The organism is Paraburkholderia sp. RL18-085-BIA-A (assembly GCF_046027075.1).
Taxonomy (GTDB): Bacteria; Pseudomonadota; Gammaproteobacteria; order Burkholderiales; family Burkholderiaceae; genus Paraburkholderia.
The window spans coordinates 96,269-109,461 of record NZ_JARESU010000010.1; the positions used below are offsets into that span (position 1 = coordinate 96,269).

General features: G+C 64.9%; 11 protein-coding genes. 1 reads left to right on the forward strand and 10 read right to left on the reverse strand.

What is annotated here, in order from left to right; translation table 11 throughout:
• Positions 1–80: 80 nt before the first annotated feature.
• From P0D89_RS09830 to P0D89_RS09855, 6 genes are all read right to left on the reverse strand, one after another.
• On the reverse strand, positions 81–344 hold the full coding sequence (locus tag P0D89_RS09830; protein ID WP_408357527.1) for a hypothetical protein: 264 nt from the start codon (positions 342–344) through the stop codon (positions 81–83).
• Between the two features lie 66 nt (positions 345–410).
• Positions 411–1,067 carry a sarcosine oxidase subunit gamma gene (locus P0D89_RS09835; RefSeq protein WP_408376446.1) on the reverse strand — a complete coding sequence of 219 codons (657 nt, stop codon included), beginning with the start codon at positions 1,065–1,067 and terminating at the stop codon, positions 411–413.
• Positions 1,057–4,059: a sarcosine oxidase subunit alpha family protein gene (locus P0D89_RS09840; protein ID WP_408376447.1), complete on the reverse strand. Its 3,003-nt coding sequence runs from the start codon at positions 4,057–4,059 to the stop codon at positions 1,057–1,059. Before P0D89_RS09840 ends, P0D89_RS09835 begins: the two co-directional genes overlap by 11 nt.
• On the reverse strand, positions 4,056–4,430 hold the full coding sequence (locus P0D89_RS09845) for a sarcosine oxidase subunit delta (RefSeq protein ID WP_408376448.1): 375 nt from the start codon (positions 4,428–4,430) through the stop codon (positions 4,056–4,058). The genes P0D89_RS09840 and P0D89_RS09845 overlap by 4 nt, the downstream gene beginning before the upstream one ends.
• 12 nt (positions 4,431–4,442) lie before the next feature.
• Positions 4,443–5,687 carry a sarcosine oxidase subunit beta family protein gene (locus tag P0D89_RS09850; protein ID WP_408376449.1) on the reverse strand — a complete coding sequence of 415 codons (1,245 nt, stop codon included), beginning with the start codon at positions 5,685–5,687 and terminating at the stop codon, positions 4,443–4,445.
• Between the two features lie 64 nt (positions 5,688–5,751).
• Positions 5,752–7,146, reverse strand: coding sequence for an L-serine ammonia-lyase (locus P0D89_RS09855; protein WP_408376450.1), 1,395 nt, complete (start codon positions 7,144–7,146; stop codon positions 5,752–5,754).
• Positions 7,147–7,468: 322 nt separating this feature from the next.
• Here P0D89_RS09855 and P0D89_RS09860 point away from each other — a divergent pair, with 322 nt between their 5' ends.
• Positions 7,469–8,551, forward strand: a complete 1,083-nt coding sequence (locus P0D89_RS09860) for a GlxA family transcriptional regulator (RefSeq protein ID WP_408376451.1) — start codon at positions 7,469–7,471, stop codon at positions 8,549–8,551.
• A gap of 22 nt (positions 8,552–8,573) precedes the next feature.
• On the opposite strand, the gene P0D89_RS09865 is transcribed toward P0D89_RS09860, so the two are convergent.
• From P0D89_RS09865 to P0D89_RS09880, 4 genes are all read right to left on the reverse strand, one after another.
• Positions 8,574–9,572, reverse strand: coding sequence for a GlxA family transcriptional regulator (locus tag P0D89_RS09865; protein WP_408376452.1), 999 nt, complete (start codon positions 9,570–9,572; stop codon positions 8,574–8,576).
• 7 nt (positions 9,573–9,579) lie between these two features.
• Entirely contained in the window at positions 9,580–10,482 is a 903-nt protein-coding gene (choW, locus tag P0D89_RS09870) for a choline ABC transporter permease subunit (protein ID WP_408357544.1), read from the reverse strand.
• The gene (locus tag P0D89_RS09875) at positions 10,475–11,653 is read right to left on the reverse strand and encodes a quaternary amine ABC transporter ATP-binding protein (RefSeq protein ID WP_408376453.1); all 1,179 of its coding nucleotides are present in this window, start codon (positions 11,651–11,653) and stop codon (positions 10,475–10,477) included. The genes choW and P0D89_RS09875 overlap by 8 nt, the downstream gene beginning before the upstream one ends.
• Before the next feature lie 627 nt (positions 11,654–12,280).
• Positions 12,281–12,595 carry a hypothetical protein gene (locus P0D89_RS09880; protein ID WP_408376454.1) on the reverse strand — a complete coding sequence of 105 codons (315 nt, stop codon included), beginning with the start codon at positions 12,593–12,595 and terminating at the stop codon, positions 12,281–12,283.
• Positions 12,596–13,193 lie beyond the last annotated feature (598 nt).

Here is a 13,193-nt window from a genome sequence, read left to right on the forward strand (position 1 = left end):
CATGAGTTTGGCTGGAACCGACAGAACCGCTTTTCGGCGAGCGACGGGTGGACACAAACCACCGCCGTGGCCTCGCAGCGTTACGGCCGCAAGCGCGCACGCGCAGCGCCTGCCAGGCGCGCGATCGTATCCGCACTCAGCCGCGCGGCGATTTTCTCGACGTATTCGTGATGCCGCGCCTGCAACGGCGCGCCAAGCTGTTGCGCGAGCAGATAGCGGATCAGCGCGATGCGCCGGTGCCGCAGCGCGATGCTCTGATCGAGCAGCGCGAGCGCGGCGTCGGCGTCACCTTCGTGGCACGCGCGCTCGGTGAGGCGCGCGGTGGCTAGTCGCGTCGACGGCATGGCGGTCAGTGGGCGCTGGTGTCGAAGATGGCGCGAGCGATACGTGTGACCACCGCTCGCCACGCGTTACGACATCAGCGGCCCGGCCGCGTCGAGCATGATGCGGACAAAGTAATCCGCGAAGCTGCGGCGCACGACGATCTCGAAGCTGTCCGCGCCGGTATGCAGCAAAGTCATCGGCGCCTTGAAATAGTGGCTCTGCGCGCATTGCCCTTCGCCGAACAGTTTCGGATGCAGGTCGAGCGGGCAGCCGCGCGCCAGCACGTCGCGCGTGCGCGTGCCGCTGATTTCGAGCACCGTATAACCGCTGCCGACATCCACTGCCGACGCGAACACGCCGCTCAACGCAGTACCGAGTTTCGCCTGCAACGGCGCGGTCCGAGCGGCATCGTGCGCGGTGGCCGAGCGCACCAGCCACTCGTCGGGGCCGAGCCACACCATGTCGTAGCCGTTGCCGCGCGCCACGGTGTTCGGCTTCTCCGGCGGCCGGCAGCCGATCACGCTATGCACCGCCTGCATGAACGCCGCATCGCGCGTGTCGCCACGCAGGTTCACCAGTTCGAGAAACGGCCGCTCGCTCAACCTGAACGCAGCGGACGCCGCCGCCTGATGCTGTTTCAGCAACGCGTCCACGCCCACCAGCGGCGACTCCTGCCACACACCCGTTTGTCCGCCGACGGTGCGATCCACGACCGACACCCTCCCGACTGTTTCATTCCACATGTTGACGTGCTCCTTCGCTGTCGTAGAACACCGAACTGGTGACCCTGGCGGCGATCTGCCGGCCGCTCGCAAGCGGGATCGTGACCGTTTCGCCGATCTTGTCGAGGCCGCCCTTGACGACCGCCATCGCGATCGAGCGCTTCAGGATCGGGCTGTAGTAGCTCGACGTGACGTGGCCTAGCATCGGCGCGGTGTCGCCCTGAAACGGACCGGCGACGATCTGCGAGCCTTCGGGTATCACGAACGACGGATCGTCCGCGAGCAACCCGACCAGTTGCTTGCGCCCCGCCTTCGCGGTGTCCGAGCGAGTCAAGGAACGCTTGCCGAGAAAGTCCTTGGACTTCGCGACGAGCCCCCCCATGCCGAGATCGTACGGCGTCATCGAGCCGTCCGTATCCTGGCCGACGATGATGTAACCCTTCTCCGCACGCAGCACGTGCATCGTTTCGGTGCCGTACGGCGTGATGTTGAATTCCGCGCCGGCAGCCATCAGCGCCTCCCATACCGCGCGCCCGACATTCGCCGGCACGTTCACTTCATAAGCGAGTTCGCCCGAGAAGCTGATGCGCATCACGCGCGACGCCGCGCCGGCCACCGTGCCTTCGCGATAGCTCATAAACGGAAACGCCGCGTTCGCGAAGTCGATATCCTGGCAGACCTTCTGCAACACCTTGCGGCTGTTCGGGCCGACCACGGCAAACGTGGCCCAGTGATCCGTGACCGACGCGAGCCGCACGCGCATGTCGGGCCACTCCGTTTGCAGCCAGCGTTCGAGCCACGTGAGCACACGCGCCGCGCCGCCGGTGGTGGTCGTCATCATGTAGTGCTGGTCGGCCAGCCGCACGGTCACGCCGTCGTCAAAGATCATGCCGTTTTCGTCGAGCATCAGGCCGTAGCGGCACTTGCCGACTTCCAGCTTGCTCCACGGATTCGTGTAGACCCAGTTCAGCAGCTTCGCCGCGTCGGGCCCCTGAATGTCGATCTTGCCGAGGGTCGACGCGTCGAGTATGCCGACGCTCGTGCGCACCGCGAGCGCTTCGCGCGCAACCGCCGCATGCATGTCCTCGCCCGCTTTCGGGTAATACCACGGACGCTTCCAGTTGCCGACATCCTCGAACGCCGCGCCGTTTTCCACGTGCCATTCGTGCACCGCCGTCTTGCGCGCCGGGTCGAGGAACTCGCCCAGCTCGCGGCCCGCGAACGTGCCGAACGTGACCGGCGTGTAGTTCGGCCGGAAGGTCGTCGTGCCGGTTTCGGGAATCGTCTTGCCGAGCGCCTGCGCGAGAATCGCCATGCCGTTGATGTTGCCGAGCTTGCCCTGGTCGGTGCCGAAGCCCATCGCCGTGTAGCGCTTCACGTGCTCGACGGATTCGAAGCCCTCGCGCGCGGCAAGGAAAATATCCGCGGCCGACACGTCGTTCTGGAAGTCGATGAACTGCTTCGGCCCGCGCGTGGCCAGCTCGCGCCCGCCGACCAGCCACAGCGGCGCGAGCTTCGCCTCGGTCAACTCGGCGACCTGCACTGGCCTCGGCCGAGCGACGATGTGGCCGGCCGCGCGCGCCGCCTCGACGCCCGCATCGACGGCGAAGCGGATGCCCTGGCCCAGCGTGAAGTCGCCCGCGCACGCGCCGACGCTCGTCTCCGGCTGCATCGCCTTGCCGGGCACGAAGCAGGCCTTCTCGTCATGCCAGTGCGCCTTGCCGCCCGATTGCGCGAACAGATGCAGCACCGGACTCCAGCCGCCCGACATCGCGAGCAGATCGCACGGCAACTCGCCCTGCTTCGCACCGAGCTGTCCGTTCGAATACGACGCCACGTCGACCGATGCGACGCGCAGCTTGCCATGCGCCGCCGTGATGACCGCACCGCTCATCACCTTGATGCCATGGCGGCGGGCGAGCGTGGGCAGCGTGCCTTTCGATTCACCCGCGCGCGGATCGATCACCATGACCTGCGCGCCGGCCGCCTTCAGGTCGAGCGCACATTGGTAGCCGTCGTCGTTGTTGGTGAACACCACCGCGTTGCGTCCCAGCAGCACCGCGTAACGATGCAAATAGGTCGAGACCGCCGACGCCAGCATCACCCCCGGAAGGTCGTTGTTGCCGAACACGATCGGCCGTTCATGCGCGCCGGTCGCGAGAATTACGCGTTTCGCGCGGATCTTCCACAGCAGTTCGCGTGTGCCCTTGCGCTGCGACACCGGCAGATGCTCGGTGAGGCGCTGCGTCACGGTGACGAGGTTGTGATCCTGATAGCCGAACGCGGTGCTGCGGCTCAGGATCTTCACGTCGGGCATGCGCCGCAATTCGTCTTCGATCTTCTGCACCCATTGCAGCGCGGGCTTGCCGTCGATCTCAGCGCGGCACGACAGCAGCGAGCCGCCGAGTTCCGGCTGATCGTCGACCAGCGTCACGCGCGCGCCGGACAACGCCGCCGCATGCGCGGCCGCGAGGCCGGTCGGGCCGCCGCCGACCACCAGCACGTCGCAGTGCGCAAAGCACTTGTCGTAGCGATCCGCGTCGGGCTGCTCGGGCGCCTTGCCGAGACCGGCCGCGTCGCGGATCGCTTCCTCGTACTTCGGCCAGAATTTGCGCGGCCACATGAAGGTCTTGTAGTAGAAGCCCGCCGGAATGAAGCGCGCGATCTTCTGGTTGATCGCCATGCGGTCCTTCTCGATGCTCGGCTTCGCGTTCACGCTCGCCGCTACGAGTCCCTGATACAGCTCCACTTCGGTCGCGCGCGCGTTCGGCACCGTGTATGCGCCCGTCTCCAGTTGCACGACCGCATTCGGTTCTTCGACGCCCGCCGTCACGATGCCGCGCGGCCGGTGATACTTCCAGCTGCGCGCAACGAAGTGCACGCCGTTCGCGAGCAGCGCGGAGGCCAAGGTGTCGCCCTGATAGCCTTCGTATTTGACGCCGTTGAACGTGAAGCTCAGCGCGATCGCGCGGTTGATGCGCCCGCCGCTGGGCAATCGGTCTTTCTGGCTCATGATGCGGTGCCCTCTTGTGCGTTGCTTCCTGCTTTGCCCTGTGTCTGGCTTTGCGTCTGGCTTTGTGTCTGGCCTGGTCCGTTGACGTCCGTACCGTCCATCGACAGCAGCGGACGCTCGAACGTCTCGTAGCCCTGGATCTCATAGCTCACCGTGTCGCGCTGCGCCTTGAACCAGCGGCGGCAGCCTTGCGTGTGCATCCATTGCTCGCGATGCACGCCGCGCGGGTTCTTGCGCATGAACAGGTAGTCGCCCCATTCCTTGTCGGTGAGTTTGTCGGTGTCGAGCGGACGGGCGATATCCGCTTCGCCACCGCAGGAAAATTCGGTTTCGGCGCGGGGTCCGCACCACGGGCATTCGATCAGCAGCATCCAGGTTCTCCGTTAGTGGGCGACAGCGGCGGCGCCGTGCTCGTCGATAAGGTGGCCGGTATAGAAACGCTCCAGCGAGAACGGCGCGTTTAACAGATGCGGTTCATCCCTCGCGATGGTGTGCGCATAGGCCCAGCCCGAACCCGGCGTCGCCTTGAAGCCACCCGTCCCCCAGCCGCAATTGAAGTAGAGCCCCTTCACATCGGTCTTGCTGATGATCGGGCACGCGTCCGGCGACACGTCGACGATGCCGCCCCACTGCCGGTTCATCCGCACCCGCGAAAACACCGGAAACATTTCGACGATCGCTTCGAGCGTGCCTTCGATGATGTGGAAACTGCCGCGCTGACCGAACCCCGTGTACTGATCGACGCCCGCGCCGATCACGAGATCGCCCTTGTCGGACTGGCTGATGTACGCGTGCACCGCGTTCGACATCACCACCGTATTGACGACCGGCTTGATCGGTTCGGACACCAGCGCCTGCAACGGATGGCTTTCGAGCGGCAGGCGGATCCCCGCCATGTCGGCAAGCGTCGAGGTGTTGCCCGCCGCGACCACCGCGACCTTCTTCGCCTTGATGAAACCCTTCGTGGTATCCACGCCAACTACCTGACTGCCATCGCGGCGAATCCCGGTCACCTGGCAGTTCTGCACGATGTCGACACCCGCCTGGTCCGCGCCGCGCGCGAAACCCCAGGCCACCGCATCGTGCCGGGCCACGCCGCCGCGCCGCTGGATCGATGCGCCGAGCACCGGATAGCGGCTGTTCAGATTGATCGTCGGTTCGATCTCCTTGATCTGCGCGGGCGTGAGAAACTCGGCGTCCACGCCGTTCAGGCGGTTCGCGTTCACGCGGCGCTCGGTGTCGCGCACGTCCTGCAGCGTGTGCGCGAGATTCATCACGCCGCGCTGGCTGAACATCACGTTGTAGTTCAGATCCTGCGAGAGCCCTTCCCACAGCTTCATCGCCTTCTCGTACAGCGCGGCCGATTCGTCCCACAGGTAGTTCGAGCGCACGATGGTCGTATTGCGCGCCGTGTTGCCGCCGCCGATCCAGCCCTTCTCCAGCACGGCGACATTGCGCACCCCATGCTCTTTCGCGAGGTAGTACGCGGTGGCGAGACCATGCCCGCCGCCGCCGACGATCACGACATCGTATTCACGTTTGGGCTCGGGGCTTTTCCACTGTCGCTCCCAGTTCTCGTGATACGACATCCCGTTGCGCAACAGGCTGAATATCGAATAGCGGCTCATCGTGGGTCCTTGTCAATGCTGTCTTTACTGCTGCTTGATACGTCGTAACGTGCTTCGTAGCGACTCAACACTCGATGACGTTCACGGCCAACCCGCCGCGTGACGTCTCCTTGTATTTCGTCTTCATGTCGGCGCCGGTTTCGCGCATCGTCTTGATCACGTTGTCGAGCGACACGTAATGCTGACCATCGCCCTTCATCGCCATGCGCGCCGCGTTCAGCGCCTTGATCGCGCCCATCGCGTTGCGCTCGATGCACGGAATCTGCACGAGCCCGCCTACCGGATCGCAGGTCATGCCGAGGTTGTGCTCCATGCCGATTTCGGCGGCGTTCTCCACCTGGGCGGGCGTCCCGCCCATCACGGCGGCGAGCGCCGCGGCGGCCATCGAGCATGCCACGCCCACCTCGCCCTGGCAGCCCACTTCGGCGCCGGAGATCGACGCGGTTTCCTTGTAGATGACGCCGATCGCGGCGGCGGTCAGCAGGAAGTCGACGATGCCCGCGTCGCTCGACGCATGCATGAACTTCACGTAGTAATGCAGCACTGCCGGAATCACACCGGCGGCGCCGTTGGTCGGCGCGGTCACCACCCGGCCGCCGGCGGCGTTTTCCTCGTTGACGGCCATCGCGTACAGGTTGATCCAGTCGAGCATCGACAACGGATCGCGCAGCGACTCTTCCGAGCGCGCGCGCAGTTGCGCGCATAGATCGGCGGCGCGGCGCTTCACGTGCATCGGGCCGGGCAACTCGCCGCGCACCGTGCAGCCGCGCTCGACGCAGGCGGCCATCGCGCGCCAGAGCGCCAGCAGACCTTCGTGCACTTCGGGCTCGGTGCGCGCCGCGCATTCGTTGCGCAATGTCACCTGCGCGATCGACAGGCCGGTTTCGCGGCACACGCGCATCAGGTCTGCGCCGGTGCGAAACGGATGCGGCACTTCCGCGCCGGCACGCAGGCCGTTCACGCGATCGCCTTCGCGGTTGACGACGAAGCCGCCGCCGATTGAGTAATACTCTTTCTCCACCAGCAACTGGCCGTGTTCGTCGAACGCCTGAAAGCGCATGCCGTTCGGATGCACGATGCCCGAGCCCGGCGCGCCCGGCATCAGCTTGCGAAAGAAGCCGAGGTGCTCGCGCTCGTCGAAGCCGATCGCATGCTTGCCGAGCAGCGCCAATTGCTTCGTCTCGCGGATCGACCGCAAGCGCGGCTCGATCAGATCCGGCTCCATCAGTTCGGGCAGATTGCCTTCGAGTCCGAGCAAAAGCGCCTTGTCGGTGCCGTGCCCTTTGCCGGTCGCGCTTAGCGAGCCGAACAGATCGACCTTCACGCGCCGCACGAAGCCGAGCAGGTTCGCATCTTCGATATGCGAGGCGAAGCGGCAGGCGGCGATCATCGGCCCGACCGTGTGCGAGCTTGAAGGACCGATGCCGATCTTGAACAGATCGAAGACGCTGACGTTCATGGCGTGCCTTGTGCGTGAGTGCGTCGAGTGGAAGTGTCGCTATTGCACCGCACGGCGGTTTGAACCGCTAGAATAAAAACGGCATGACAGTGGGATAGTGGCGTCAAGCGGCCCACTGGCCAAGGGTGGCGGCGCATTTGCGATGAGTTCTGACGCATTTGCGACAGGCGTCGCGGCTACAGCTCGCGATGCTGGCGTGGCGGCTGTGGCGTTGGCGTCGCTGAATGGACATGGCTCGCTGCCGCGCTGCTGGATCTCCGCTTGAAACGTGTCTCAACCCGCCGCCCTGCCCGATTTCCCCCTTTCCTTGCCGGCCGCCTGCATGAATTCCGCTGAACCACTTCCCCCTCAATCCGTCGACGGCGCCACGAAGCAACGCATCCGCTTCGGCATCATCCTGCTGCCGAACTTCACGCTGACGGCGTTCTCCGGCTTCGTCGACCTGCTGCGCCTGTCGGCGGACGAAGGCGACTTCAGCAAGCCGGTGCGCTGTTCGTGGAGCGTGCTAGGGGAAACCCTCGCGCCGGTGCGGGCGAGCTGCGGCATCCAGATCACGCCGTGGGAGACGTTCGACAACGCCGAGCCGTTCGACTACGTGGTGGTGGTCGGCGGCCTGCTGCATTCGGGGCCCGCCGCGAGCGACGCGACGCTCGCGTTCATCCGCCGCGCCGCCGCCACCGACGCGACGCTGGTCGGCATGTGCACCGGCGTATTCTCGCTGATGCGCGCGGGCGTGCTCGACGGCCATCGCATCTGCGTGAGCTGGTTTCACTACTGGGATTTCATCGAGCGCTTTCCGTCGGTGAACGAGGAAGCGCTGGTCGCGGACCGGCTGTTCGTGATCGACCGCCGGCGCATTACGTGTTCTGGCGGACGCGCGTCGATCGACGTGGCGGCGGCGATCCTGCTGCGTCATTTCGAAACCGCCACCGTGCAGAAGGCGCTGCGCATCCTGCTGGTCGACGACATGCAGAAAGGCAATGCGCCGCAGCCGCATCCGCCGGGCCTTGCGCCCGCCGCGCATCCGAAGGTCAAGCGCGCGATCCTGCTGATGGAGCAGCACGTGGGCCGCTCGCTGCCGCTCGACGAGCTGGCGCGCAAGCTCGACCTGTCGCCGCGCCAGCTCGAACGGCTCTTCAAGTCGCAAACCGGCAAAGCGCCGCAGGCCTACGCGAAGCAGGTGCGCCTGCGCACCGCCGCATGGCTGCTGACGAGTTCGGACAAGACGGTCGCGGACATCGCATCGAGTTGCGGCTTTTCCGACGCGTCGCATATGGGCCGCGAATTCCGCAAGCAGTTCGGCTTGCCGCCCGTCATGTATCGCGAGCAACGCGGCACGGCGGCGCAGACGGACGACGGCTCGGGTTACGACGAAACTTTTCCGGGCCGGGCGCAGGCGATCTGACGCGCGCGAGCCTTGCCTCGCCTCACGCCGACAAGCGCCGCTCCACACTCGGCGCATGGCCGAACTGCGCGCGATACGCCTTGCTGAAATGACACGGCGAATGAAAGCCGCACACGGCCGTCACCCGCGCAATCGACGCATCCGTGTTGCGCAGCAATTCGCGCGCGCGCCGCAATCGCAGCGTCAGATAGTAGTGCGTCGGCGACACGCTCAGGAACATCTTGAACATACGCTGCAAATGCCGTTGCGACAGTTGCACGAGCCGCGCGAGTTCGTCGAGCGATAAGGGCTCCTCGATATTCGCTTCCATCAGCCGCACCACTTCGATCAACTCGGCGCGCGAGAAGCCGACCCGCGCGTCGACGGGAATGTGCTGATAGTCGGTCGAGCCGCGAATCCGCTCGACGATGAACTGCTCGGACACCTGCGCCGCCACCGCGGGCCCCAGCCGCAGGCCGACCAGCTTCAGCATCAGATCGAGCGGCGCGGTGCCGCCGGTGCAGGTCATCCTGTCACGGTCGATCACGAACAGTTCGTCGGCGAAACGCACGTGCGGATAGCGCTGGTGCAACGGCGACATGTCCTCCCAATGCACGGTCGCGCGATAGCCGTCGAGCAGGCCCGCGGCCAGCAGCGCATACGGTCCCGTGCAGGTGCCACCGAGCGGAACGCCCTGCGCGGCCACCTCGCGCAACAACGCGATGACCGTCTGGTCGACGTAATCGCGCACGTGCCAGCCGGCGCAGACGAACAGCACATCCGGCATGCCGGCCTCGGCAAGTGTCGTGGTGGGCTTCACGGTGATGCCGTTGCTCGCGCGCGCCGGCTCGCCGTCCGGCGTGATGACCGACCAGCGGTAGTGCTGCGCGCGGCCTACATAGTTGGCCATGCGCAGCACCTCGACCGCGCTGGTGAACGCGATCATCGAAAAGTTCGGCAACGTCAGAAAGCCGAAGTGCGCGAGCCCCGCCAGCGGTGAATCGGCCTGGGGTCCGGCTGCGGTGAGCGCGTCGCGCTTCATCGGCGGCTCAGCCGTGCTGCGCGGCCGGCGCGCGGCGCACTTTCATCACGCTGCGCAGGCCCGACAGCAACGGCGCGCGCGCCATCCCCGGCGCGCGGCCGAAGCTCTCCGTGATGCGGTCGAGAATGATCGCGAGCATCACCACCGAGAGGCCGCTTTCGAAGCCGAGCCCGATATCGAGTCGCTGAATGCTCGCCAGCACGTCGTTGCCCAGACCGCCCGCGCCGACCATAGAAGCGATGATCACCATCGACAGCGCCATCATGATGGTCTGGTTCACGCCGGTCATGATCGACGGCAGCGCGTTCGGAAACTGCACCTTGTAGAGCAGTTGCCACGGCGTGCAGCCGAACGCCTGGCCCGCCTCGACGATCTCGCGGTTCACGTGCTTGATGCCGAGCGAGGTCAGCCGCACGGCTGGCGGCATCGCGAAGATCACCGTCGACAGAATGCCCGGCACGCGGCCGAGGCCGAACAGCATCGCGGCCGGAATCAGGTAGACGAACGCGGGCATGGTCTGCATCAGATCGAGCACCGGGCGCACGATCATCTCGACGGTGCGGCTCTTCGCGGTCCAGATGCCGAGCGGGATGCCGAGCAGCAGGCTGATCAGCGTCGACGACAGCGTGAGGCCGAGCGTGATCACCATCTGATCCCAGAAGCCGGTGCCGTAGATCAGCAGCAGCGCCAGCAGCGTGAACAGCGCGAAGCGCCAGCCCACCCGCCACAAGCCGATGCCCACGAAGAACGCCATCAATGCCCACATCGGCACGGCTTGCAGACCGTGCTCGACCATCGCCGCAAAACTCTCGATGACCTTGCCGATGGAGTCGAATGTTTTGGCGTCGTGGTTGAGCAGATAGTGAACGCCGTGATCGACCCAGGCGCCAAGTGGAATGACTTCAGACATGGGAACCTCGATGGCGCGTGAGAACGTGCAGCACATTCGTCTTGTTGACCGACCCGCAGTAGGAGCCGTCCGCTTCGACAACCGGCAGCGGCGCGCGGCTCGCCACCACGCGCTCCACTACGTCGTCGAGCGGCGTGCTGCGGCGGATGCATTCGATCTGGTTGATCTGCGGCGACGCGCTGCCGAGCGCATCCCGGCACACGAAGCCGCGAATCCTGCGCTCGCTGTCCAGCACGAACGCGTAGTCGGCGCTGCCGTTGAGGGTGGCGGCGACGCTCGATGCGTCGAGCCGCGACGAGTGCTGCATCAACGGCACGGCGTCGGTCTGCATCAGATCTCCGGCGGTCAGATAGCGGCTGGTGTCGATGCCTTCGAAGAACGCCCGCACGTAATCGTCGGCGGGATTCGTGATGATTTGCTGCGGCGTGCCGATCTGCACCACGCGGCCGCCTTCCATGATCGCGATGCGCGTGCCGATGCGCATCGCCTCCTCCAGATCGTGCGACACGAACAGGATGGTGCGTTGCTGCTCGCGTTGCAGTTCGAGCAGCACGTTCTGCATTTCCTTGCGCTTGAGCGGATCGAGCGCGGAGAACGCCTCGTCCATGATCATCAGCGACGGGTTGACCGCCAGCGCCCGCGCGAGGCCCACGCGCTGCTGCATGCCGCCCGACAGTTGCGCGGGCAGCTTCTGCGCGAACGGTGCGAGGCCGACCTGTTCGAGCACGGCGAGCGCGCGTTTCTCGCGCTCCTTGCGACCGACTCCCGCCACTTCGAGCCCGAACGCCGCGTTCGACAGCACCGTTCGCTGAGGCATCAGCGCGAACGACTGGAACACCATGCTCATGTCCTTGCGGCGCAGCGCCGTCAATTCCGAGCGCGGCACGCTGGCCACATCGCGGCCGTCGATCAGCACCTTGCCGGCTGTCGGCTCGACGAGCCGATTGATCAGGCGAATCAGGGTCGACTTGCCGGAGCCGGACAGGCCCATCAGCACGAAGATCTCGCCCTCCTTTACTTCGAACGACACGTTGTGCACGCCGACGATCTGCCCGGTGCGCGCGAACACGTCCTCCTTCGTCGCGCCGCCTGCCAGCATGGCGACCGCCTGTTGCGGGCTGGCGCCGAACACCTTGCATAGCCCTTCGACCACGACTTTGGGGGAATCCATCGAATGCTCTCCTTTGTCGACCGGAGTTGGTGTGTCGACCAGAGTTGGCGCTTTAGCGCTTACTCTGGTCCCATAGCGCTTACTCCGGTCCCATGCAAGACATTGCGGTCGACCGGAGTTGGCGCTTTAGCTGTCGACCGGAGTTGGCGCTTTAGCTGTCGACTGGAGTTGGCGCTTTAGCACTTACTCCAGTCCCATGCAAAGCACTTACTCCAGTCCCATGCGAAGCACTTACTCCGGTCCCACGCAAGCTAGTTGCTGACGGGGGCAGACGTCCGTCCGCGCTGTGCCTACATAGTTGCCAGAAAAAAGTGCGGGTTGCCGACTATTTGCGACAACCACATGAGGAAATGCGACACCTGCGCGGCGCGCGAAGCGGCGGCGCATGGCAAGAGCGTTGTGGGACAAGGGTTTGGCAGGTACCGGCGAGGCCAGCCGCCGATGTCGCGTTAGAGCAAGTGGGGCTCGCGCGGGGCGGAAAACGCCGGGCGCGGACAGTTAAGCCATGTATCCGCGGCAGTGACAAAGAAGGATGCATGTCGACGCGTTCGTCGACACGCCGCGTGAAACGCCCGGCGCGCGCGCGCTGAGTCTGGTGGCAGCGCGCCGGGCCTCCGCGCTCAACGGTTACTGGCTTGCGGCCGCGCCGGCCCCGGCCTTCTTCTCCGCCTGCTGCAGCTTGGCCGGATAGTTCGGGTCATTCGCGGCCGGTTGATAGCCTGCGTCCTCGAGCTTCTTCAACTCGGCGTTCTTCTTCGCGCGGGCCTCCTTGTGGGCCTCCTTGCGCTCTGCTTTGGTCGGTTTCGCAGCGCTCGCCGTCTTGCCCGCAGGGGAAGCCGAGACTTCGCTTGCGTCCTGTGCGGCGGCGAGCGGAATGCCACCAGCCACCAGTGCTAGGACCGAAACCCCGAGCATGATTCGTTTAATGGCAAAGCTCTTCATATCTGATATCCCTTGCGAAAAGTTGACAATGCAATGAAGCCTGACTGCGAATCTCCGTTCGCCACGACGAGCCGCGACGCGAACGTGAGCACGGCTCGTCGTCAAGAGCTTACAGGCAAATCGGACGAGCGCAACTGAACAGATTGGACGTTCTGCTTGATTGAATATATCGCCGCGAGATTGGCGGCAGACTGCAAGTTGCGATGTGCAAGAAGTGGTCCTGGTCGTGTTATTCGGCGTGCACTGCCTGCCCGGCAGAAGTTCTGCAATGCAGAACTTACCAAATACCCGACAACACCTTCGCCAAACGCCACCTTCCCAACTATTCCCTTTATTACAAGCGCTTATCCAAACAAATAAGCGTCAAAGGTGTGCGCCAGGTGTTTTCCCTATTCTCGACTGCATTGCAGTCCGAATCGTGATCTACCCCGTTGACATAGTACGAACGGTCGTGCCAAATTGCGCCTGCATTCAGTGCGCGAATATCCAGGCAATGAGCGCGTCGCAGCACTGGGGCGCCGCTTGAAGGGAGACACGAGCGCGCGGCGCATTCAACAGATGTACAAACCAGCATCGCCGATATTTCGCATCCCTTATC

Bases quoted from the DNA above. Each gene is read 5' to 3' on its own strand.
- P0D89_RS09855 (WP_408376450.1), bottom strand. From the start codon at position 7,146: ATGAACGTCAGCGTCTTCGATCTGTTCAAGATCGGCATCGGTCCTTCA.
- P0D89_RS09875 (WP_408376453.1), bottom strand. From the start codon at position 11,653: ATGGATTCCCCCAAAGTCGTGGTCGAAGGGCTATGCAAGGTGTTCGGC.
- P0D89_RS09840 (WP_408376447.1), bottom strand. From the start codon at position 4,059: ATGAGCCAGAAAGACCGATTGCCCAGCGGCGGGCGCATCAACCGCGCG.
- P0D89_RS09865 (WP_408376452.1), bottom strand. From the start codon at position 9,572: ATGAAGCGCGACGCGCTCACCGCAGCCGGACCCCAGGCCGATTCACCG.
- P0D89_RS09845 (WP_408376448.1), bottom strand. From the start codon at position 4,430: ATGCTGCTGATCGAATGCCCGTGGTGCGGACCCCGCGCCGAAACCGAA.
- choW (WP_408357544.1), bottom strand. From the start codon at position 10,482: ATGTCTGAAGTCATTCCACTTGGCGCCTGGGTCGATCACGGCGTTCAC.
- P0D89_RS09835 (WP_408376446.1), bottom strand. From the start codon at position 1,067: ATGTGGAATGAAACAGTCGGGAGGGTGTCGGTCGTGGATCGCACCGTC.
- P0D89_RS09850 (WP_408376449.1), bottom strand. From the start codon at position 5,687: ATGAGCCGCTATTCGATATTCAGCCTGTTGCGCAACGGGATGTCGTAT.
- P0D89_RS09830 (WP_408357527.1), bottom strand. From the start codon at position 344: ATGCCGTCGACGCGACTAGCCACCGCGCGCCTCACCGAGCGCGCGTGC.
- P0D89_RS09880 (WP_408376454.1), bottom strand. From the start codon at position 12,595: ATGAAGAGCTTTGCCATTAAACGAATCATGCTCGGGGTTTCGGTCCTA.
- P0D89_RS09860 (WP_408376451.1), top strand. From the start codon at position 7,469: ATGAATTCCGCTGAACCACTTCCCCCTCAATCCGTCGACGGCGCCACG.